16 protein-coding genes and 1 tRNA gene are annotated in these 21,489 nt (G+C 66.1%); 10 read left to right on the top strand and 7 right to left on the bottom strand.

Annotated elements, in window-relative coordinates:
• Window positions 1-154: 154 nt before the first annotated feature.
• Entirely contained in the window at window positions 155-613 is a 459-nt protein-coding gene (locus tag BSIN_RS20965) for a hypothetical protein (protein WP_089341855.1), read from the bottom strand.
• Window positions 614-822: 209 nt separating this feature from the next.
• Between BSIN_RS20965 and BSIN_RS20960 the strand changes: the two genes are divergently transcribed.
• Window positions 823-2,040 carry a Bcr/CflA family multidrug efflux MFS transporter gene (locus tag BSIN_RS20960; RefSeq protein ID WP_089341854.1) on the top strand — a complete coding sequence of 406 codons (1,218 nt, stop codon included), beginning with the start codon at window positions 823-825 and terminating at the stop codon, window positions 2,038-2,040.
• 196 nt (window positions 2,041-2,236) lie between these two features.
• Here the strand turns inward: BSIN_RS20960 and BSIN_RS20955 are convergent, their stop codons facing one another.
• From BSIN_RS20955 to zwf, 3 genes are all read right to left on the bottom strand, one after another.
• A complete protein-coding gene (locus BSIN_RS20955) occupies window positions 2,237-4,162 on the bottom strand; it encodes a bifunctional transcriptional regulator/glucokinase (RefSeq protein WP_089341853.1) in 1,926 nt (641 codons plus the stop codon).
• Window positions 4,140-4,832, bottom strand: a complete 693-nt coding sequence (gene pgl, locus BSIN_RS20950; RefSeq protein ID WP_089341852.1) for a 6-phosphogluconolactonase — start codon at window positions 4,830-4,832, stop codon at window positions 4,140-4,142. The genes BSIN_RS20955 and pgl overlap by 23 nt, the downstream gene beginning before the upstream one ends.
• 102 nt (window positions 4,833-4,934) lie before the next feature.
• Entirely contained in the window at window positions 4,935-6,404 is a 1,470-nt protein-coding gene (gene zwf, locus BSIN_RS20945) for a glucose-6-phosphate dehydrogenase (protein ID WP_089341851.1), read from the bottom strand.
• Between the two features lie 535 nt (window positions 6,405-6,939).
• Between zwf and BSIN_RS20940 the strand changes: the two genes are divergently transcribed.
• The 4 genes from BSIN_RS20940 (at window position 6,940) to BSIN_RS20925 (ending at window position 11,340) form a co-directional block, all read left to right on the top strand.
• Window positions 6,940-8,187, top strand: coding sequence for an ABC transporter substrate-binding protein (locus BSIN_RS20940; protein WP_059519913.1), 1,248 nt, complete (start codon window positions 6,940-6,942; stop codon window positions 8,185-8,187).
• A 160-nt stretch (window positions 8,188-8,347) separates the two neighbouring features.
• Window positions 8,348-9,286: a carbohydrate ABC transporter permease gene (locus BSIN_RS20935; RefSeq protein ID WP_059520071.1), complete on the top strand. Its 939-nt coding sequence runs from the start codon at window positions 8,348-8,350 to the stop codon at window positions 9,284-9,286.
• The gene (locus BSIN_RS20930; protein WP_059519912.1) at window positions 9,276-10,133 is read left to right on the top strand and encodes a carbohydrate ABC transporter permease; all 858 of its coding nucleotides are present in this window, start codon (window positions 9,276-9,278) and stop codon (window positions 10,131-10,133) included. The genes BSIN_RS20935 and BSIN_RS20930 overlap by 11 nt, the downstream gene beginning before the upstream one ends.
• Before the next feature lie 88 nt (window positions 10,134-10,221).
• Complete coding sequence (locus tag BSIN_RS20925; RefSeq protein ID WP_089341850.1) at window positions 10,222-11,340, top strand: ABC transporter ATP-binding protein; 1,119 nt, start codon at window positions 10,222-10,224, stop codon at window positions 11,338-11,340.
• 108 nt (window positions 11,341-11,448) lie between these two features.
• On the opposite strand, the gene BSIN_RS20920 is transcribed toward BSIN_RS20925, so the two are convergent.
• The 3 genes from BSIN_RS20920 to trxB form a co-directional block, all read right to left on the bottom strand.
• Entirely contained in the window at window positions 11,449-12,072 is a 624-nt protein-coding gene (locus tag BSIN_RS20920) for a trimeric intracellular cation channel family protein (protein WP_089341849.1), read from the bottom strand.
• Window positions 12,059-12,841 (bottom strand): Smr/MutS family protein, encoded by a 783-nt coding sequence (locus BSIN_RS20915; RefSeq protein ID WP_089341848.1) that lies wholly within the window; start codon window positions 12,839-12,841, stop codon window positions 12,059-12,061. The genes BSIN_RS20920 and BSIN_RS20915 overlap by 14 nt, the downstream gene beginning before the upstream one ends.
• Before the next feature lie 147 nt (window positions 12,842-12,988).
• Window positions 12,989-13,951: a thioredoxin-disulfide reductase gene (gene trxB / locus BSIN_RS20910; protein WP_089341847.1), complete on the bottom strand. Its 963-nt coding sequence runs from the start codon at window positions 13,949-13,951 to the stop codon at window positions 12,989-12,991.
• Window positions 13,952-14,236: 285 nt separating this feature from the next.
• Between trxB and BSIN_RS20905 the strand changes: the two genes are divergently transcribed.
• The 5 genes from BSIN_RS20905 (at window position 14,237) to BSIN_RS20885 (ending at window position 20,500) form a co-directional block, all read left to right on the top strand.
• Window positions 14,237-16,552, top strand: a complete 2,316-nt coding sequence (locus BSIN_RS20905) for a DNA translocase FtsK (RefSeq protein WP_089341846.1) — start codon at window positions 14,237-14,239, stop codon at window positions 16,550-16,552.
• A 56-nt stretch (window positions 16,553-16,608) separates the two neighbouring features.
• On the top strand, window positions 16,609-17,319 hold the full coding sequence (lolA, locus tag BSIN_RS20900) for an outer membrane lipoprotein chaperone LolA (RefSeq protein WP_089341845.1): 711 nt from the start codon (window positions 16,609-16,611) through the stop codon (window positions 17,317-17,319).
• Window positions 17,320-17,488: 169 nt separating this feature from the next.
• Entirely contained in the window at window positions 17,489-18,799 is a 1,311-nt protein-coding gene (locus BSIN_RS20895) for a replication-associated recombination protein A (protein WP_059519906.1), read from the top strand.
• A gap of 188 nt (window positions 18,800-18,987) precedes the next feature.
• Complete coding sequence (gene serS, locus BSIN_RS20890) at window positions 18,988-20,298, top strand: serine--tRNA ligase (RefSeq protein ID WP_089341844.1); 1,311 nt, start codon at window positions 18,988-18,990, stop codon at window positions 20,296-20,298.
• Between the two features lie 111 nt (window positions 20,299-20,409).
• A tRNA-Ser gene (locus tag BSIN_RS20885) sits at window positions 20,410-20,500 on the top strand.
• Window positions 20,501-21,489: the final 989 nt, after the last annotated feature.

Below are 21,489 nucleotides of genomic sequence, written 5' to 3'. Positions count from 1 at the left end.
GGCATAAGCGGGCGTGGGCGGGCAGGCCGGAACCGGATCGGTATGCGCACGCTTGTGCGTCGCGAAGGCGGCGCGCGGAAGGGGGGAGGACGGCCGGGGCGGCGGCCCGCGGCCGCTCGGCGGCGTCGCTGCCGTCCGCCGCCCGTGCGTGCGGCTACGCGCGCCGCGGCGGCTTGCGCTTGCCGGTCAGCTCGGCCCAGCGCTTCTCGAGCGGGCCCTCGACCATCGGCTTGATCGACGTGCCGGAGGTCTGCGCGTCCCAGGTCTGCACCGAATACGGATGCGTGCGCAGCGCGTCGCGCGCGATCACGACTTGGCGATGGCCGTCGACCAGCCAGTCGTAGACGAAATCGATGCAGAGCCGGTAGCCGCGCTTGGTCGCCGGATCCGGCACCTCATATGGCGCGCGCGTCACGTAGCCGGAGCCGAACACGCCCTTGGGCTCTTGCGCGACCCGGTGCAGAAACACGCGGTCGCCCGGCAGGATGCTGCGCGAGAAGCCGCAGCCCCAGACGTCCGCCACCGCTTCGCCCGCCTGCACGCGCGCGGCAAACTCGGGCAACTCGGGCCACGGCCATTTCTTGGGGCTCCAGATCAGCAGGAAGGCAGTCATGTCGGCGATTCGGCGGGCGGGCTGTCGGACCAAAGTGAGAAGCTTAACCGAAGCACCGAGGTGGCTCGCTTACAATCACGGGTCCATGGCGGCGCGGTCGGCCGCCTTTTTCGTCGTTGTCTTGCCGGGCTGGGCGGACCGGGCGTGCGCAACTGCTCGCGCGTGCGCGGCCAATGCGGTTCGGCTGCCCCTTTCCGTATGGAATTCCGATGCGTCACGTTTCCCGAGGCCGGCCCGACGGCCGGCTGATCCTGTTGCTCGGTGCGCTTGCCGCGTGCGGGCCGATTGCCACCGATATGTACCTGCCGAGCCTGCCCGCGATCGCGGCGGGCTTCCAGGTGAGCGCCGCCGCCGCGCAGCGCACGCTGACGAGCTTCATGGCCGGCTTCTCGATCGGGATGCTGCTCTACGGTCCGCTGTCCGATACCTACGGCCGCCGGCCGGTGCTGCTCGGCGGCATTGCGCTGTTCACGCTCGCGAGCATCGGCTGCTTCGTGGCCGCGTCGATCGACCAGCTGATCGTGGTGCGCTTTCTGCAAGCATTAGGCGCGGGCGCGGCATCGGTGCTCGCGCGTGCGATCGCGCGCGACGCGCACGAGCCCGCCGACGCGGCGAAGGTGCTGTCGATGGTCGCGATCGTCACCGCGATCGGGCCGCTGCTCGCGCCGCTCATCGGCGGCCAGGTGCTGCGCTTTCTCGGCTGGCGCGGCGTGTTCGTCGTGCTCGCGCTGTTCGGCGCGGCGTGCGCGGCGGCCGCGTTTCTGCGCGTGCCGGAGACCTGGCCGCGAGACAAACGCGGCGGCGCGGGCGTGCTGCGCGCGTTCGCCGCGTATGGGCGCATACTCGCCGATCCGCTCGCGTGGGGCTACGTCCTGTGCGGCGGCATGGCGTTCGCGTCGATGTTCGCGTACATCACCGCGACGCCGTTCGTCTACATCGAGCATTTCCACGTGTCGCCGCAGCATTACGGGCTGCTGTTCGGGCTGAATGTCGTAGGCATCATGATCGGCAACTTCGTGAACACGCATTTCGTCGGTCGCGTCGGCTCGCTCGCGCTCATCGCGGCCGCGGCGCTCGTGAGTTGCGTGGCGTCGCTCGCGGTCGCGTTCTTCGCGATCACCGGGCTGGGCGGGCTGTGGTCGATCGTCGTGGGGCTTTTTTTCGTCGTCGGTGTCGTCGGCGTGCTGTCGGCGAACTGTACGACCGAACTGATGCACCGCTATACGCGCAACGCCGGCGCGGCGGCTGCCGTGTTCGGCGCGATGCAGCTCGCGCTCGGTGCGCTCGCGAGCGTCGTGATCGGCGCGCTGTCCGACGGCTCGCCGTTCGCGATGGGGGTGACGATCGGTGCGACGGGACTGCTGTGCTTCGCGGGGCGCGTGCTCGTGCTGCGCTGGCACGGGCGGCCGGTGAAAAACGCGGGGTAGGGGCGCGGCGGCAAGGGTTTGCGCCGGCGGGGGCGAGCGGCCGAAACGGCCCGCAAGCGCATAGCGGCAAATGGCAAGCAGCAAGCCCCTTTTTTACGTCGGGCCGCGGGCTATCCAAAAAAAACAGCGCCGCCGGCATGACCTCCGGCGGCGCTGTTTCCGCGTTCGGCGCAACGCGTCGCGCCGGGCGGCCGCGCTAGTCCCGCGCGATCGGCGACGCGCCGTGGCTCAGCCAATCGAGCACGTCGGCGCTTTCGTCGTCCGCCTTCGCGCCCGCGCGCGCCTTCGCGCGCGCCATCGCTTCGGCGAGTTCAGCATTGGGCGTGGCGCGCCGGATCGCGACGCCGACCGCGAGGATATCGATGATCACGAGATGCAGGATTCGCGAGATCATCGACAACTGCGATTCGCGCATCTCGATGTGATCGGTTTCAAGCGCGACGCTCGCGCGCTTGGCGAGCGGCGTGTTGCTCGACGTGATCGCGATCACCTTCGCGCCCGCCTGCATCGCGACGTCGAGCACGCGCAGCAGCTCCGGCGCGCGGCCGGATTTCGACACCGCGACGATCACGTCGCCCTGGCCGAGCAGCGCAGCCGATGCGGCCTGCATGTACAGATCGCCGTAGGCGATCGTCGGGATGCCGAAGCGGAAGAACTTGTAATGCGCGTCCTGCGCGACGATGTTCGAATTGCCGAGCCCGTAGAATTCGATGCGCCGCGCGTTGTTCAGCAGATCGATCGCGCGCTCGACGTCGCCGAAGTTCAGATGCTCGCGCAACTGCAGGATCGCGGACACGGTGTTGTCGAGCACCTTCGCGCCGAAATCGGTCGCGGTGTCGCCCAGATGAACCTGGCTGTGGCTCATCGGGATCGTGCCCGTCAAGCCCGTCGCGAGCTTGAGCTTGAAGTCCGACAGCCCCTGGCAGCCGAGCGAGCGGCAGAAGCGGATCACGGTCGGCTGGCTCACGTCGGCCTTGCGCGCGATATCGACGATCGGATCGTTGATGATCGAGCGCGGATGGTTGAGCGCGAGATCGGCGACGCGGCGCTCGGCGGGCGTGAGCGCATCGCGCATTTGCCTGATGCGCTCGAACACGGCCGACGACGCGCTGCCCGAGCGGTTCGACAACTGCTCGGCGAGAATCGCCGATACGCCGAGAAAGGCCGGATAGTCGGCGGTGATCAGATAGGTCGGGATGTTCGCGAGGTACGTGTCGAAGCGGCCCTTGGCCTCGAAGCGTTCGCGAAACGACGAGCGCATGAATAGCTCGCCCAGCTTTGGCACGACGCCGCCGCCGATGTAGACGCCGCCGAGCGCGCCGAGCGTCAGCGCGAGGCTGCCGGCGAACGAGCCGAGAATCCCGCAGAAGCATTCGACCGCTTCGAGCGCGAGTGCGTCGCCCGCGTGCGCGCGCTCGACGATCTCGGCAGTATCGACGCTCGCGGCGATGCGCTTCTTGTCGCGCGCGGCGAGCGCGCGATAGACGATCTCCATGCCGGGGCCCGCGCACACGCGCTCGAACGACACGTGCTGAAACTTCTTGCGCGCGTACTGGAGCACGAGATCCTCGCGCTCGTCCTGCGGCGCGAACGACGCGTGGCCGCCTTCGCTGCCGAGCGCGATCCAGCGGTCGTCGGCCGGAATCAGGCCCGATACGCCGAGCCCGGTGCCCGGTCCCATCAGGCCGATCACGCTGTTCTGCCGCCGCGTGCCGCCGCCGACCTGCAGGCGCTGCGCGTCGGTCAAGCCCGGCAGCGCCATCGCGAGCGCGGTGAAATCGTTGACGACGAGCAGCGTGTCGAAGCCGAGCGCGCGGCGCGTCGCCTCGATCGAAAAGCTCCAATCGTGATTGGTCATCTGCACCTGATCGCCGTCGACCGGGTTCGCGATCGAGATCGCCGCGTGATTCACGCGGTTGATCTTCACGTCCTTCAGATACTTGCGGATCGCGTCGGTGAGCGTCGGATAGTCGGCGACCGGGTAGACGCGAATCTGCTCGATTTCGCCTGCGGCGGTTTCGAGCGAGAAGCGCGCGTTGGTGCCGCCGACGTCGGCCAGCAGGCGCGGGCCGTCCGCGTGCTGGTTCGCGGCGGCGGCTTTAATTTGCGCACCAGTAGACATCGAGCTTTGTCCCCTTGTCGTTGGCCAATTGCGAAATCGCGTTCTGTTGCGGCGCGGCGGCGGCTGCTTCGAGCACCTCGCGCTTGCGCTTGCCTGCGATCAGCAGGAACAGACGACCGATGTGCTTGAGCGCGTCGAGCGACAGGCTCACGCGCGCATGCGGCGCGGCGAGCGGATGCACGGCGACGAAGCGCTCGGGCGTCGTGGTCGCGTGCGCCCACTCGGGCGCGTCGGCGAACAGCGACGCGGTGTGGCCGTCCTCGCCCATGCCGAGCACGGCGACGTCGGGCAGCGCATGCGCGGCGCTCGCGTTGAGCGCCGCGATCCGCGCATCGAGCGTCTCGCGCGTATCCACCAGCGGCGCGAAACGCGCGCCGGCGGCGGCGTTTTGCAGCAGCGTCTCGCGCACGAGCTTCGCGTTGCTGGCCGAGTCGGTGTCGGGAACCCAGCGGTCGTCGACGAGCGTCACGTCGATGCGGGGCCAGTCGAGCGCCGCGTTCGACAACGTTTGCAGGAACGGCCGCGGGCTCGTGCCGCCCGATACCGCGAGCGTCGCGCGCGCGCGTTGCGCGAGCGCGGCCGCGAGCGCGGCCGCGAGCGCTTCGCCCACCGCGCGCGCCAGCGCGTCGGATTGAGCGCTCGGGGTCTCGAAAGCGTGAATCTCGATCACTTCTCCTCCATCCAGACTGTCTTTATTGAATTCATCGAATTGTGCGGGACTGCATCGATGCGGGTCGGCGCGGCGGCGGCCGGCGAAGCCGCGCCGCATTCATCAGTTTTCTTCTTCGAGCCAGCAGGTGCCGTGCTGCGCGAGCATCGCGCTCGCAGCGGCGGGGCCCCAGGTGCCGGCTGCATACGGCTTCGGCGGTTTCATCGAGCGCGCCCACTCGTTGAGGATCGGCTCGACCCAGCGCCACGCGGCTTCCTGCTCGTCGCGACGCACGAACAGCGCGAGGCGGCCGTTGATCACGTCGAGCAGCAGGCGCTGATACGCCTCCATCTGGCCTTCCTTGAAAAACTGGTCGAACGCGAGATCGAGGTGCACGCTCGCGAGGTTCATCCCTTCGCCCGGCTGCTTCGCGAGGCAGTACAAGCGGATCGACTCGTTCGGCTGCAGCCGGATCACCAGGCGGTTGGCGCCCGCGCGCAGCGCAGTGGGCCCGAGCGCGGAATGCGGCACCGGCCGGAAGTTGACGACGATCTCGGCGACGCGGTCGGCCAGGCGCTTGCCGGTGCGCAGGAAGAACGGCACGCCGGCCCAGCGCCAGTTTTCGATCTCGACCTTCAGCGCGACGAACGTCTCGGTCTGGCTATCCGGTTTCACGCCGGGTTCGGTCGCATAGGCCGGCACCTGCGAGCCCTTGATCACGCCGGCGTGGTACTGGCCGCGCACCGCAACCTTGCCGATGTCGCGCTGGTCGACGGGCTTGAGCGCGCGCAGCACGCGCAGCTTCTCGTCGCGCACCGAATCGGAATCCATCGAATGCGGCGGCTCCATCGCGACGATCGACAGTAGTTGCAGCAGGTGGTTCTGCACCATGTCGCGCAGCGCGCCGGTATTGTCGTAGAAATCGCCGCGTGCCTCGACGCCCAGCTCCTCGGCGATCGTGATCTGGATGCTCTCGACCCATTCGCGGCGCCACAGCGGCTCGAAAAGGGCATTGCCGAAGCGCAGCGCGAGCAGGTTCTGCACCGGCTCCTTGCCGAGGTAGTGGTCGATCCGGTAAATCTGCTCTTCGGCGAAGATCTCGCCGACCGCGTCGTTGATCGCATTCGACGAACGCAGATCGTAGCCGAGCGGTTTCTCGAGCACGATGCGCGCCCCCTCGTTGAGGCCCACCGCGGCAAGCGCGTTGCAGATCGGCACGAACAGCGACGGGCCGGTCGCGAGATAGAACACGCGGATGCCCGACAGCTTGTCGACCGCGTCGCGCAGCAGCGCGTAGTCTTGCGCGCGGCTCGCGTCGAGCTTCACGTAGACGATCCGCTCGAGGAAGCTTCGCCAGGCCGCCTCGTCGAACGCGCTGCCGGCCGCTTTGGCCGCGTGCGGCTTCACGTGCTCCTCGACCCAGCCGAGGTAGGCGTCGCGATCGGCCGCGCCGCGCGCGACCGCGACGATCCGCCCGGCTTCGGCCAGCATGTTCGCGCGGTGCGCCTCGAAGAGCGCGGGGAGAATCTTGCGCATCGACAGATCGCCGGTGCCGCCGAAGAGAACGAAGGTGAAGCTTGAGTCGGTATGCATGTGTCTCCCACGGATTCGGGCGCCCGCGATGCCGCGCATCGTGGGCCGTAGTGCGATAAAAATATTTTTGACACTGAATTGTAGTTTAACTACAATCCGGCGCAAGGGGTAGCACCTGAACGAAGAAAAGAAGCGCACGGCATGAAGAGGCGCGAACTTCGGACGGGGCGCGTGGCGGATGTATGCCGCACGTCGGATGTTATCGGACATTGATGATGCGCATAGGTGCACGTTGCTGCCCCTGGGGTGCACGCCTGGCGGTGGTCGGGCAGCGCAACCGGATAGCCCAGGAGGAGACAGTCGTTGAAGCTCGAGTCAGCACTCAGCCTCTGAGAGCCCGCGGCCGGCATCGGCCCGCACGCCATGCGTCGGCCTGTACCGCGTGTGGCGCGTCGTTCGCGGCTCGATTCCCCGTGTCTTCTTTCCTGTGCCGTTTGTTTAGTGCCGTCGTTTGTGCGGCGACCTAGCCAATAAGCCGGCTTTCGCGCGATCGAAAGTCCGACGAGTGGATGACCCAAACTGGAGGAGATAACTGATGAAAGTTCGCGCGATCATGGGCGCGTTGTGCGCCGCAGGTCTGATGTTCGGCGCCGCCGCGGCGCAAGCGGCCGAGAATGTCACCGTGCTGCATTGGTGGACGTCGGGCGGTGAATCGAAGGCCGTCGGCGTGCTCAAGGACGATCTGCAAAAGCAGGGCTACGTGTGGAAGGATTTCGCGGTCGCGGGCGGCGCGGGCGCCGCGGCGATGACCGCGCTGAAGACCAAGGTGATCAGCGGCGACGCGCCGTCGGCCGCGCAGATCAAGGGGCCGTTGATTCAGGAATGGGCCGATCAGGGCGTGCTCGTCGACATCAACGCGGCAGCGGGCGACTGGAAGCAGAACCTGCCGGCCGAGATCGACAAGATCATCAAATACAAGGGCAATTACGTCGCGGCGCCGTTCTCGGTGCACCGCGTGAACTGGCTCTACATCAACAAGGCCGCGCTCGACAAGGTCGGCGCGAAGCCGCCTGCCACGTGGGCCGAGTTCTTCCAGGTCGCCGACAAGCTGAAGGCCGCCGGCATTCAGCCGGTCGCGATGGGCGGCCAGCCGTGGCAAGATTTGACGCTGTGGGAGGACGTGGTGCTGTCGCAGGGCCCGGCGTTCTACAAGAAGGCGCTCGTCGATCTCGACCAGGCTACGCTCACCTCTCCGCAAATGCTCGACGTGTTCAACACGGTCCGCAAGATCCAGAGCTACTTCGACTCCGGCCGTAACGGCCGCGACTGGAATCTCGCGACCGCGATGGTCATCAACGGCCGTGCCGGCATGCAGTTCATGGGCGACTGGGCGAAGGGCGAGTTCGAGGCGGCCGGCAAGAAGGCAGGCAAGGATTACATCTGCGCGGCGGTGCCGGGCACGGCGAACGCCTACACGTTCAACGTCGATTCGTTCGTGTTCTTCCAGCAGAAGGGTCAGAAGGCGGCGACGCCGGGTCAGATCGCGCTTGCGAAGACGATCATGACGCCCGCTTTCCAAGAGCAGTTCAGCTTGCTGAAGGGGTCGGTGCCGGTGCGCCAGGGCGTGAAGATGGACAAGTTCGACGATTGCGCGAAGAAGTCCTACGCGGACGGCCAGGCGGCGATCAAGTCCGGCGGCTACGTGCCGTCGCTCGCGCACGGCATGGCCCAGAGCGACGCCACCGCGGGCGCGATCACCGACGTCGTGACGAAGTTCATGAACTCGCAGCAGGACGCGAAGAGCGCGGTGGCCGCGCTCGCGAAGGCCGCGAAAGTGAAGTAACGAACGGTGCGCAAGCCCGGTTGCGCCGATCTTAGCGCGCCGGGCATTGCGCGCGTCGCATGTGCTGCAAACGGGCCGGTTGCCGGCTCGCGCCCTATCCGCTGTCCGCTTGCGGCGTCGCGCCGCGGCGCCGGCGATCTTGCTCCAGGAGTCGAAACACGTGGCTGCCCCACTTGGCGGAAACGGAACCAGCGCGGCCGCCGCACGCCGCACGTCGCCGCTGTCGGCGCTCGCCGACCGCTGGATTCCGAAACTGGTGCTCGCGCCCAGCATCGCGATCGCACTGGTGTTCATCTATGGCTTCATCGTCATCACCAGCTATCTGTCGATGACGAATTCGCGACTGCTGCCGAACTACACGTTCGACGGCTTCGGCCGCTATTCCGATTTGTTCGGCAACGACGTCTGGTGGACCTCGGCCGCGAACCTCGGCTGGTTCGGCATTCCGTTCATCGTGATCTGCGTCGTGCTGGGCCTGTTGCTCGCGATCCTGCTCGATCAGCAGATCCGCAACGAAGGCGCGCTGCGCGCGGTGTTCCTGTATCCGATGGCGCTGTCGTTCATCGTCACCGGCACGGCGTGGCAATGGATTCTGAACCCCGGCCTCGGCCTCGAGAAAGTGATGCATGACTGGGGTTTCACGAACTTCTCGTTCGGCTGGCTCGACGATCCGGACAAGGCGATCTTCTGCGTCGTGATCGCGGCCGTCTGGCAATCGACGGGCTTCGTGATGGCGCTGTTCCTCGCCGGGCTGCGCGGCGTGGACGGCGAGATCTTCAAGGCCGCGCAGGTCGACGGCGCGACGCTGCCCACCATTTACCGCAAGATCGTGATTCCGAGCATGCGCCCGGTGTTTTTCTCGGTGCTGCTGATCCTTTGTCACATCACGATCAAGACCTTCGATCTCGTCGTCGCGCTGACGGCTGGCGGGCCGGGCACGTCGTCGTCGCTGCCCGCGATGTTCATGTACACGTATTCGTTCAACCGCGGGCAGCTGGGCGTCGGCGCGGCATCGTCGGTGATGATGCTCGCCACCGTCGTCGCAGTGCTCGTGCCGCTCATGTATCTCGAATCGAGGAGCACCCGCAATGCAGCCTAAGATGACGATCGGCCGGGCTGTGATCTACGCGGCGCTGATTCTGTTCGCGCTGTACTTCCTGTTCCCGCTGTACGTGATGCTGTCGACGTCGTTCAAGGATCTCGACCAGTTGCGCACCGGCAACCTGCTCACGCCGCCATCCAACTGGACGATCGCGCCGTGGGTCAAGGCATGGAGCGAGGCGTGTACCGGCGTGCGCTGCGACGGGATGAAGCCGTTTTTCTTCAATTCGCTCAAGATGGTGATTCCGGCCGTGCTGATCTCGTCGCTGATCGGCGCGTTCAACGGCTACGTGCTCACGCACTGGCGCTTTCGCGGCGCGGACGCGTTCTTCACGATGCTGCTCGTCGGCTGCTTCATCCCGTTTCAGGTGATCCTGCTGCCGATGGCGCGCCTGGAGGGCTACTTCGGGATGGCGAACACGATTCCTGGCCTGGTGTTCGTGCACGTCGTCTACGGCATTGCGTTCACGACGATGTTCTTCCGCAATTTCTACGTGAGCGTGCCGGCTGAGCTGGTGAAGGCCGCGCGCATCGACGGCGCGGGCTTCTTCACGATCTTCACGAAGATCCTGCTGCCGGTGTCGCTGCCGATTTTCATGGTGTGCGTGATCTGGCAGTTCACGCAGATCTGGAACGACTTCCTGTTCGGCATCGTGTTCTCCGGCGTCGATTCGATGCCGATCACGGTCGCATTGAACAACCTCGTCAACACGTCGACGGGCGTGAAGGAGTACAACGTCGACATGGCGGGCGCGATCATCGCCGCGCTGCCGACGCTGCTCGTCTACGTGCTCGCCGGGCGCTACTTCGTGCGCGGACTGACGGCGGGTGCGGTAAAGGGATGACGCGGGCGCGGCCGGCGCCGCGCGGCGATACGAGATTACGAGACACGACGCGGCGCGCGCGCCGCACTGAAGACAGAGGATTCACAGCATGGCAAGCCTTTCCATCCGTGACGTGTACAAGACCTACCCGAACGGGGTGCCCGTCCTCAAGGGCGTCGATATCGATATCGAGGACGGCCAGTTTCTGATTCTCGTCGGCGGCTCGGGCTGCGGAAAATCGACGCTGCTCAACATGATCGCCGGGCTCGAAACCGTGACGAAGGGCGAGATCCGGATCGGCGGGCAGGTCGTCAACGATCTGTCGCCGAAGGATCGCGACATCGCGATGGTGTTCCAGTCGTATGCGCTGTATCCGTCGATGACGGTGCGCGACAACATCTCGTTCGGCCTGAACATCCGCAAGGTGCCCAAGAGCGAGCAGAAGAGTATCGTCGAGCGCGTCGCCGCGATGCTGCAGATCGAGCATCTGCTCGATCGCAAGCCGGGCCAGCTCTCGGGCGGCCAGCGCCAGCGTGTCGCGATGGGCCGCGCGCTCGCGCGCGATCCGTCGCTCTTCCTGTTCGACGAGCCGCTGTCCAATCTCGATGCGAAGCTGCGCATCGAAATGCGCTCCGAGATCAAGCTGCTGCATCAGCGCCTGGGCACGACGATCGTCTACGTAACGCACGACCAGATCGAGGCGATGACGCTCGGCGACCGGATCGCGGTGATGAAGGACGGCGTCGTGCAGCAATTCGGCGCGCCGCAGGAAATTTACGATTCGCCGTCGAACCTGTTCGTCGCGGGTTTCATCGGCGCGCCGCCGATGAATTTCATCAACGGCAAGCTGGTCGAGCAGGGCAGCGGCGTCGGCCTCGAACTCGACACGGGCGCGATGCTCGGCGTGCTGCACCTGCCGTTCGACGCGAAGCGGATGAACGGGCACCTCGGCCGGGACGTCATTCTCGGCTTGCGGCCCGAGCGGATCACCGATGCGCGAAGCGCGCACAACGGCGAGGCATCGTCGCTGCAGCCGATCGACGTGACGGTCGACGTGACCGAGCCGACCGGCCCGGACACGCACGTGTTCGCGCAGGTCAACGGCAAGCGGATCGTGAGCCGCGTGCATCCGGCCGCCGATCCGAAGCCGCAGCAGAAGCTGTCGCTGCTGTTCGACGTGTCGAAGGCGGTGCTGTTCGATCCGTCGACCGAGGCGCGCATCGCGTGATGCGCGCGCGGCGCCGCCGTGCCGCGCGAGGCCAGCCTGCGTTCATGACGAAGGGCCGTTCGTTCCTGCCGGAACAACGGCCCTTCGCGTTTTCGCGTGCATGGCCCCTCAGTGCGGCAACCGGATGTCGAGCTTATAGGTGACGAGCCGCGCGGCGAGGATGAACGCGGTGGCGGCGAGCACGCTGTAGACCGGATCGAGCTTCAGCCACACCAGCAGCAGATAGAACCAGCAGCCGGCGAACGCGCAGGTCGCATACGGGCGCGAGTCGCGCAGGATCAGCGGGATGTCGTTGCACAGCACGTCGCGCAGAATGCCGCCCGCGACGCCGGTGGTCACGCCCATCATCGCGGCGATGAAGCGCGGCATCTCGGCGTCGAGCGCGATCGACGTGCCCGAGATGCTGAAGATGCCGAGCCCGACCGCGTCGGCGACGAGCAGCGCGCGTTCGGCCGACAGACGCGACATCATCCGCAGCACGATCGGCGCGAACATCGCCATCGCGAAGATGGCGATCACGTAATCGTCGTGGACGACCCAGTAGAAGGGCCGGCGCTCGAGCAGGATGTCGCGGATGGTGCCGCCGCCGAACGCAGTCGCGAGCGCGACGACGAACGTGCCGACCGAGTCGAGCCGGCTTTTGCGGGCCTCGATGAAACCGGAGATCGCGAACGCGAGCGTGGCAAGCGCCTCGAGTACGGTGATCGCCAGCGTCAGTCTAGGATGCGGCACGCGGCCCCCGCTCGCCGCCCACGCCGGCTTGCCGCAGCAGCACGAGCACCGCGCCCGCGCCGCCGTCGTGGCCGCGCGCTTCGCAGAATGCGATCACCTCGTCTTTCTGCACGAGCCACGCGCGCACCTTGCCTTTGAGCACCGGTTCCTTGCCGATCGAGCCCAGCCCCTTGCCGTGGATCACGCGCAGGCAGCGCAGCCCCTTCTTCGCGGATTCGCGGATGAATTCGGCGAGCGCCTCGCGCGCCTCGTCGCGGCGCATGCCATGCAGATCGAGCTGCGCCTGGACGATCCACGCGCCGCTTCTAAGCTTGCGGACCACGTCGCGGCTCAGGCCGGGGCGGTGGTAGTACAGCGATTCGTCGGCGTCGAGCAGCGTCTCGGGATCGAACTCGTCCGACAACGTCGCATCGAGCACCGCCGCTTCATCCTGCCGCGTGTGCTTCGGCACGGGAGTGGGCGGCGTGCGGCCGCCCGCGGCGCGCTGCGGCACGGCGAGCGGCCGGATGTCGCCGATTTCGCGGCGGAACAGATCGGCATCCGCCGCCGCTTCGCGCGCGGCCTGGGCTGCCTGTGCCTGCTCGCGGGCGCGTTGCTCGGCTTGGCCCTCGAGCGCGGCGCGCAGCGCGCCGAGCCCGGCCAGCCCCTGGCCGCGCAACGCGGCGGGCGGCGGCGGGCTGGCGGGTGCGGGCGCTGGCGCCGGCGTGGCGGGCCGGGCGGCGGCTTGCCGCTTCGCGGGGTCGCTGGGATGGGGCTGGTTCTTCGCCATGATCGGTCGGATGCGAGAGGGCGGCGCGCTGCCGCCGGACATGAAAAAGCCGCTGCGCGATACGCAGCGGCTGGCGGCAGAGGCCGTGAGCCTTGAGCGGGCGGCGCGCGACGACGCCATTGTAGCGTCGCGCCGCGCCCGTTATCGTCACTTGCGGTCGTGCAGGCTTTCGAGATAGCGCTGCGCGTCGAGCGCCGCCATGCAGCCGGTGCCCGCGCTCGTGATCGCCTGGCGGTAGACGTGATCCTGCACGTCGCCCGCCGCGAACACGCCCGCCACGCTGGTTGCCGTCGCGTTGCCCGCAAGGCCGCTCGACGTGATGATATAGCCGTCCTTCATTTCGAGCTGCCCGTTGAAGATGTCGGTGTTCGGCTTGTGGCCGATTGCGATGAACAGGCCCTGCACGGCGACGTCCTGCGTTTGGCCCGTTTGCGTGTGCTTGATGCGCACGCCGGACACGCCGCTGTCATCGCCCGTCACTTCGTCGAGCACGTGATTCCACTTGATCTCGACGACGCCTTCCTTTTCCTTTTCGAGCAGCCGGTCGACCAGGATCGGCTCCGCGCGGAACTTGTCGCGGCGGTGAATCACCGTGACCTTCTTCGCGATGCCGGTGAGATACAGCGCTTCCTCGACGGCGGTGTTGCCGCCGCCGACCACGGCCACGTTCTGGTTCTTGTAGAAGAAGCCGTCGCAGGTCGCGCAGGCGGACACGCCGCGCCCCATGAACGCTTCTTCCGACGGCAGGCCGAGGTATTGCGCGGACGCGCCCGTCGCGATGATCAGCGCGTCGCACGTGTATTCGCCGGCGTCGCCGATCAGGCGGATCGGCTTTTCGTGCAGCTTCGCCGTGTGGATGTGGTCGAACACGATTTCCGTGTTGAAACGCTCCGCGTGCGCGAGAAAGCGCTGCATCAGCTCCGGCCCCTGGACGCCGTTCGCATCGGCCGGCCAGTTCTCGACGTCGGTGGTCGTCATCAACTGGCCGCCTTGCGCGATGCCCGTGATCAGCACGGGCGACAGGTTCGCGCGGGCGGCGTAGACGGCCGCCGTGTAGCCGGCGGGGCCGGAACCGAGAATCAGGACTTTCGCGTGTTTGGGCGTGGACATGAGGATGATCCGTAAAAAGCGGCCGGCCGGATGACGCTGGGCGGCACGATGCGAGCGGGATAGCGTCGCAGATGGGGGCAAAGAGCGCATTATAAAGGCCCGCCCGCCGTGCCGCCGCAACGCGTTTTCAATCGGCGCGATAGCGTCGCCCGGGCCTCTCGCGCGACGCACGCGTTACCGTCATTTACACTTGGCCGGGCAGCGCAGCGTTTACAATAGACCGAATCGAACGATCGGCGGCCCGCACCCGGTGTGACGCCGTCTCATCGCCTTCTTGACGGATTCATGGCAAAAGCTCCCTATACCGCGCAGGCCCAAGCGCTGCCGCATCGCATGTCGCGCCTTCTGGTCGAGATCCGCTGGATCCTGCAGGTCGCGCTGCTCGCGTTCCTGCTCATGGCGCTCTTGAGCTACAGCCGCAGCGATCCGAGCTGGACGCACGCGGCGCAGGTCGATCACATCGCGAACTGGGCGGGACGGGTCGGCGCGTGGACGGCCGACATCCTGCTGCTGTTGTTCGGGCTTTCCGCCTATTGGCTCGCCGTGCTGCTCGGGCGGCGCGTGGCCGCGAACTATCGCCGCATCACGCGGCACGAGACGCTGGCCGACGAGCCGGAAAAGCCCGAAAAGTCGATCGGCTGGCTTGCCGAAGGTTTCGCGTTCGTTCTCGTGCTGCTCGCGAGCGACGGTGTCGAGGCGCTGCGCATGTGGTCGCTGAAGCTGCCATTGCCGCGCGCGCCCGGCGGCGTCGTCGGCGAGACGATCGCGCGCGGCGTGTCGCACGCGTTCGGCTTCACGGGCGGCACGCTCGTGCTGCTTATCGCGCTCGCGATCGGGCTGTCGCTGTACTTCCGCTTTTCGTGGCTGTCGGTGGCCGAGCGGGTGGGCGGCGCGATCATCTCGGCCGTCACGCTCGCGCGGCTGCGCCGCGAGGCCGAGCGCGACCGCAAGCTCGGCGAGGCGGCGGCCGTCAAGCGCGAAGGAAAGGTCGAGGAGGAGCGCGTGCGCATCGAGGAGCACGAGCCCGTGACGATCGTGCCGCCCGTGGTCACGCCGGTCAAATCCGAGCGCGCCGAGAAGGAGCGCCAGCAGCCGCTTTTCACCGACTTGCCGGGCGACTCGACGTTGCCCGCGATCTCGCTGCTCGATCCGGCAAGCGCCGCGCAAGAAACGATCTCCGCCGATACGCTCGAATTCACGTCGCGCCTGATCGAGAAGAAGTTGAAGGATTTCGGTGTCGAGGTGAGTGTCGTCGCCGCGTATCCGGGGCCCGTCGTCACCCGCTACGAGATCGAACCCGCGACCGGTGTGAAGGGCAGTCAGATCGTCAATCTGTCGAAGGATCTCGCGCGCTCGCTGTCGCTCGTGTCGATCCGCGTCGTCGAGACGATTCCCGGCAAGAACTACATGGCGCTCGAGCTGCCGAACCAGCGCCGCCAGACGGTGCGGCTGTCGGAGATCCTCGGCTCCGAGGTCTACGCGGACGCGCCGTCGATGCTCACGCTCGGCCTCGGCAAGGACATCGGCGGCAAGCCGGTGTGCGCGGATCTCGCGAAGATGCCGCACTTGCTGGTTGCGGGCACGACCGGCTCGGGCAAGTCGGTCGGGATCAACGCGATGATTCTGTCGCTGCTGTACAAGGCGAGCGCCGAGCAGGTGCGGCTGATCCTGATCGATCCGAAGATGCTCGAAATGAGCGTCTATGAAGGGATTCCGCATCTGCTATGCCCGGTCGTCACCGACATGCGCCAGGCGGGCCACGCGCTCAACTGGACGGTGGCCGAGATGGAGCGCCGCTACAAGCTGATGAGCAAGCTCGGCGTGCGCAATCTTGCCGGCTACAACAACAAGATCGAGGATGCGAAGAAGCGCGAAGAGAAAATTCCGAACCCGTTCAGCCTGACGCCCGACGATCCGGAGCCGCTCGGCCGGCTGCCGAATATCGTCGTCGTGATCGACGAGCTTGCCGATTTGATGATGGTGGTCGGCAAGAAGGTCGAGGAACTGATCGCGCGGATCGCCCAGAAGGCGCGCGCGGCCGGCATTCATCTGATTCTCGCGACGCAGCGCCCGTCGGTCGATGTGATCACGGGCCTCATCAAGGCGAACGTGCCGACGCGCATCGCGTTCCAGGTGTCGTCGAAGATCGACTCGCGCACGATTCTCGATCAGATGGGCGCGGAATCGCTGCTGGGCCAGGGCGACATGCTGTATCTGCCGCCCGGCACCGGCCTGCCCGTGCGCGTGCATGGCGCGTTCGTCTCGGACGACGAGGTGCATCGCGTGGTCGAGAAGCTCAAGGAGCATGGCGAGCCGAATTACATCGAGGGGCTGCTCGAAGGCGGCACGGCCGATGGCGACGAGGGCTCGGCCGCGGCCGGCGGCGACGCGAACAGCGAGGCCGATCCGCTGTACGACCAGGCAGTGGAGATCGTGATCAAGAATCGGCGCGCGTCGATCTCGCTCGTGCAGCGTCATTTGCGCATCGGCTACAACCGCGCGGCGCGCCTGCTCGAGCAGATGGAGCAATCAGGGCTCGTTTCGGCGATGTCGTCGAGCGGCAACCGCGAAATCCTCGTGCCCGCGCGCGACGCCGAGTGAGTTCGTGCCGAGGCTGCCGCCCGGGCGCTTCGGCCTTCTACGGAGAAAACCACAGCATGCAGGATCAGTCGTTGGCAATTCATTCCGGCTACGCCGGCTCGCCGCGGCGAGTGTTCGCGCGCACGATGCGCGCCGCGCTGGCGGGCGCGGCGCTCGCGCTTGCCGCGTCGCACGCGTTTGCGAGCGGCACCGAGCAATTGAAGGCATTCGTGTCGAAGGTGCGCGGCGCGAAGGGCGAATTTACGCAGCAGATCGTCAAGACGCCGTCGAAGGCCGCGAGCGGCGCGGCGCCGAGCGTCAAGCCCACTGACAATTCGAGCGGCAGCTTCGAGTTTTCGCGGCCGGGCAAATTCATCTGGTCGTATCAGAAGCCGTATCAGCAGGTGCTGCAAGCCGACGGCGACAAGCTCTACGTGTACGATAAGGATCTGAACCAGGTCACCGAGCGCAAGCTCGCGGGCGCGCTCGGCGCGAGCCCGGCCGCGATCCTGTTCGGCAGCAACGATCTCGAGAAGAACTACACGCTGCGCGACGCGGGCGAGAAGGGCGGGATCGACTGGCTCGAAATGCTGCCGAAGGCGCAGGACACGCAGTTTCAGCGCATCGGCATCGGCTTCAAAAACGGCGTGCTCGCCGCGATGGAGCTGCACGACGTGTTCGGCAACGTGACGCTGCTCACGTTCACGAATATCCAAACGAATCCGCCGTTCAAGGCCGACGAGTTCAAGTTCGTCGTGCCGAAGGGGGCGGACGTCGTCAGCGGCTAAGCGCCTCCCGCTCGCGCCAATGCCCGCCGGGCCCGCCAGCAGTGGCGGGCCCGGTTCGTTTCGGGCGGCGCGCCGACGCGGCCGCGCCGCGCATCTTGCATGCGGCTGTCATAATGTCCGGTCGGGCGGCGCATGCGCGCCGCCACCGTTTTTCGTGGGAGCCAAGGTCATGTCGGACCTGTTTGCAGTCGAACCGCGCCGGCCGCTTGCCGAGGCGCTGCGCCCGAAAACGCTCGGCGACGTGATCGGGCAGACCCATCTGCTCGGAGAGGGCAAGCCGCTGCGGCTTGCGTTCGAATCGGGCAAGCCGCATTCGATGATCCTCTGGGGGCCGCCTGGCGTCGGCAAGACGACGCTCGCGCGTCTTACCGCGCTCGCGTTCGATTGCGAGTTCATCGCGCTGTCCGCGGTGCTGGGCGGCGTGAAGGACATCCGCGAATCGATGGACGCGGCGCGCGACACGCTCAACCGCACCGGCCGCCACACGATTCTGTTCGTCGACGAAATCCATCGCTTCAACAAGGCGCAGCAGGATGCGCTGTTGCCGTTCGTCGAATCGGGGCTCGTCACGTTCATCGGCGCGACGACCGAGAATCCGAGCTTCGAGGTGAATTCGGCGCTGCTGTCGCGCGCGCAGGTGTACGTGCTGAAATCACTGACCGACGACGAACTGCGTCAGCTGCTCAAGCGCGCGCAAGACACCGCGCTCGCGGGCCTGACGTTCGACGAGCGCGCGGTCGACACGCTCGTCGGCTATGCGGACGGCGACGCGCGGCGGTTTTTGAACCTGCTCGAACAGGCGCAGACGGCGGCTTCGTCCGCGGGCGTGACGACGATCGACGCGGCGTTCGTCGACAGCGCGATGACGATGAACGCACGCCGCTTCGACAAGGGCGGCGACAATTTCTACGATCAGATATCGGCGCTGCATAAATCGGTGCGCGGTTCGAGTCCGGACGGCGCGCTGTATTGGCTGTGCCGGATGTTCGACGGCGGCGCCGATCCGAAGTATCTCGCGCGGCGCATCGTGCGCATGGCGTGGGAAGACATCGGCCTTGCCGATCCGCGCGCGATGCAAATCGCCAACGACGCGGCCGAGACCTACGAGCGGCTCGGCTCGCCGGAAGGCGAGCTGGCGCTTGCGCAGGCGGTGCTGTATCTCGCCTGCGCGGCGAAGAGCAACGCCGGCTATAACGCGTTCAACGAAGCGATGGCGTTCGTCAGGCAGGACAAATCGCGCGAGGTGCCGGTGCATCTGCGCAATGCGCCGACCAAGCTGATGAAGGAGCTGGGCTATGGCCACGCGTACCGCTATGCGCACGACGAGCCGAATGCGTATGCGGCGGGCGAGACCTATTTGCCGGACGGCATGCGCGAGCCGCGCTGGTACAAGCCGACGCCGCGCGGTCTCGAAGCGAAGATCGCCGACAAGCTCGCGTGGCTGCGCGAGCTGGATCACGAAGCGGGCAAGCAGGACTAGCGCGCAGCCGTGCCGCGGGCCATGCGGCAACGAACCGGTCCGCGGCCATCGGCCATCGGCCCTCGGCCGGCAACGGCCGGCCGCGATGCAGGGCGCAGCCGCGACGGGCCGCCCACGCCGTCCGGTCACCGGCGCGCGGGCGCTGTGCGTTAAAATCCCGGTTTCACTCAACGAATCTTCGTCCCCCCATGCTCGACATCCAGTTGCTGCGTAAAGACCTCGATGGCGTCGCCAAGCGCCTCGCCGATCGCGGCTATACCCTCGACGTCGCCGCGTTTTCCGCGCTCGAAGCGCAGCGCCGCGCGATCCAGACCCGCACCGAGGAGCTGCAGGCGCGCCGCAACAGTCTGTCGAAGCAGATCGGCGCGATGAAGGGGCGGGGCGAGGATACGTCGGCGGTGATGGCCGAAGTGAGCGGCATCGGCGACGAAATGAAGGCTTCGGCGGCGAAGCTCGACGAAATCCAGGCGCGCGTATCGGAGCTGATGCTCGCGATGCCGAATCTTGCGCACGAGAGCGTGCCCGTCGGCCAGGACGAGACCCAGAATGTCGAGGTGCGCCGCTGGGGCGCGCCCCGCCAGTTCGATTTCGACGTGAAGGATCACGTCGACATCGGCACGCCGCTCGGCCTCGATTTCGACACGGGCGCGAAACTGTCGGGCGCGCGCTTCTCGGTGCTGCGCGGGCCCATTGCGCGGCTGCATCGCGCGCTCGCGCAGTTCATGATCGACACGCACACGCAGCAGCACGGCTACAGCGAGACCTACACGCCTTACATCGTCAACGCCGACGTGCTGTACGGCACCGGCCAGCTGCCGAAGTTCGCCGACGACATGTTCCGCGTCGAGCGGGGGGGCGACGAGAACGCGGCATCGCAATACCTGATCTCGACGTCCGAGATTTCGCTGACGAACACCGTGCGCGACTCGATCATCGACGCGGCGGCGCTGCCGCTCAAGCTGACCGCGCATTCGCCGTGCTTTCGCTCTGAGGCAGGCTCGTATGGGCGCGATACGCGCGGGATGATCCGCCAGCATCAGTTCGACAAAGTCGAGATGGTGCAGATCGTCGCGCCGGAGACATCGTATGCCGCGCTCGACGAGATGGTCGGCCACGCGGAAGCGATCCTGCAGAAGCTCGAACTGCCGTATCGCGTGATGGCGCTTTGCACGGGGGATATGGGATTTTCGGCGGCAAAGACGTTCGATCTCGAAGTGTGGCTGCCGGCGCAGAACACGTATCGCGAGATCTCGAGCTGCTCGAACACGGAGTCGTTCCAGGCGCGCCGGATGCAGGCGCGGTTCCGGAATGCGCAGGGCAAGCCGGAACTCGTGCATACGTTGAACGGCTCGGGCCTCGCGGTCGGCCGCGCGCTTGTCGCGGTGCTGGAGAATTACCAGAACGCCGACGGCTCGGTGACGGTGCCGGTCGCGCTGCGCCCTTACATGGGCGGGCTCGAGTTGATTGCCGCGCCGGCCGCGGGCGCAAGCGCGGGTTAAACGGAGAAGGAGTCGCGGCCTTGAAATTTTTTGAGGAAAGGCTTGGAAAGCTGCTGCAAGTTGTTCTATAATCTTCGCTTCGCCGGGGCGACCTACCGGTGAAGCTGAAAAGGAAAGGTGGCAGAGAGGTCGAATGCGCCGGACTCGAAATCCGGTATACGGTTATACCGTATCGTGGGTTCGAATCCCACCCTTTCCGCCAGGATTGGGCTAAAACCCCGCAGGACGAAAGTTCTGCGGGGTTTTTGCTGTGCGGTAACTCACAAGCCAGCTAGCAAACGTTAGACGCTAGGAGAGGCGTTTTCACGGTGCGAACGTCCATGGATCTCCAAGGATTCCAGGGGCAAGGATACTGTGAATCGGATTGGCTGGGGTAGGGCGATTTCCACGAGCCCCGTTTTTGGGGCTTCGCCATGCGCGTACCTTTGGCAAGTGAACGGAGGAAATCAAGCGCCGTGTCGCGTGGACAGTATTTGGCTAGTGAGGGCGTTCAGGATGCGCCCGTCCTACCTAGCGACCAAATCTCGTTGCTTACCCCGTAGCGACTCCGATCCATGTCTAATGAGTGTCCGAAAAATAACGACAATTTTCGGTCATCGGGTGCTTGCAATTTTCTATGGTCGCAGCTTCCGATTGCTGAAGTCGGGCAACATCGATGTTTTTTTCGTCTGAGAACAGACCGCACAGGTCTGATGTTCGGCGTCTCGGCGGTTCTTTCCACCTGACAGGATGCCCACGAACGCGTTTCACGCATGACTTTTCCGGTCTAACGCGCCAATCGTTCCGACGACGCCAACGACAAGACGCAAAAAGTCTTTTCTGGCGCTTGCTGCAATCCTAAAAACTCACCCATACCAACCTTCTGGCATTGACCATGCAGTGCCGGGCAGCACGTCCGTATTTCCGGCCGTTTGGTCCAGACAGCCACAGGTTTGGGCACGAGTATGGCAGCGCGATGTCTCCGCAGGTCGCCATCCTCCTGTCCGTTATCAACCGGTCGCACGTTGATTTGAGAGGCGGAGTGAGATATGGACAAACTGCACCCTTCACGCGTGCTCACCAAGGTGTTCTATCGCCCCATTGAGGCGGCGTGTTGATTTCTACCGAGTCTTAACCGACCGATTTCATCTAAATCTGCCCCACCCCGAGACAGCGTAGTACATCTATTCCGGTGTGGATAACTCTTCGTTA

It is taken from the genome of Burkholderia singularis, assembly GCF_900176645.1.
GTDB lineage: Bacteria > Pseudomonadota > Gammaproteobacteria > Burkholderiales > Burkholderiaceae > Burkholderia > Burkholderia singularis.
This window is presented reverse-complemented; position numbering and strand designations above follow the sequence as displayed.

Excerpts from the sequence above, each read along its gene's own strand:
- BSIN_RS20965 (WP_089341855.1), bottom strand. The coding sequence starts at position 613 with ATGACTGCCTTCCTGCTGATCTGGAGCCCCAAGAAATGGCCGTGGCCC.
- BSIN_RS20960 (WP_089341854.1), top strand. The coding sequence starts at position 823 with ATGCGTCACGTTTCCCGAGGCCGGCCCGACGGCCGGCTGATCCTGTTG.
- BSIN_RS20955 (WP_089341853.1), bottom strand. The coding sequence starts at position 4,162 with ATGTCTACTGGTGCGCAAATTAAAGCCGCCGCCGCGAACCAGCACGCG.
- zwf (WP_089341851.1), bottom strand. The coding sequence starts at position 6,404 with ATGCATACCGACTCAAGCTTCACCTTCGTTCTCTTCGGCGGCACCGGC.
- BSIN_RS20940 (WP_059519913.1), top strand. The coding sequence starts at position 6,940 with ATGAAAGTTCGCGCGATCATGGGCGCGTTGTGCGCCGCAGGTCTGATG.
- BSIN_RS20930 (WP_059519912.1), top strand. The coding sequence starts at position 9,276 with ATGCAGCCTAAGATGACGATCGGCCGGGCTGTGATCTACGCGGCGCTG.
- BSIN_RS20925 (WP_089341850.1), top strand. The coding sequence starts at position 10,222 with ATGGCAAGCCTTTCCATCCGTGACGTGTACAAGACCTACCCGAACGGG.
- BSIN_RS20915 (WP_089341848.1), bottom strand. The coding sequence starts at position 12,841 with ATGGCGAAGAACCAGCCCCATCCCAGCGACCCCGCGAAGCGGCAAGCC.
- trxB (WP_089341847.1), bottom strand. The coding sequence starts at position 13,951 with ATGTCCACGCCCAAACACGCGAAAGTCCTGATTCTCGGTTCCGGCCCC.
- BSIN_RS20905 (WP_089341846.1), top strand. The coding sequence starts at position 14,237 with ATGGCAAAAGCTCCCTATACCGCGCAGGCCCAAGCGCTGCCGCATCGC.
- lolA (WP_089341845.1), top strand. The coding sequence starts at position 16,609 with ATGCAGGATCAGTCGTTGGCAATTCATTCCGGCTACGCCGGCTCGCCG.
- BSIN_RS20895 (WP_059519906.1), top strand. The coding sequence starts at position 17,489 with ATGTCGGACCTGTTTGCAGTCGAACCGCGCCGGCCGCTTGCCGAGGCG.
- serS (WP_089341844.1), top strand. The coding sequence starts at position 18,988 with ATGCTCGACATCCAGTTGCTGCGTAAAGACCTCGATGGCGTCGCCAAG.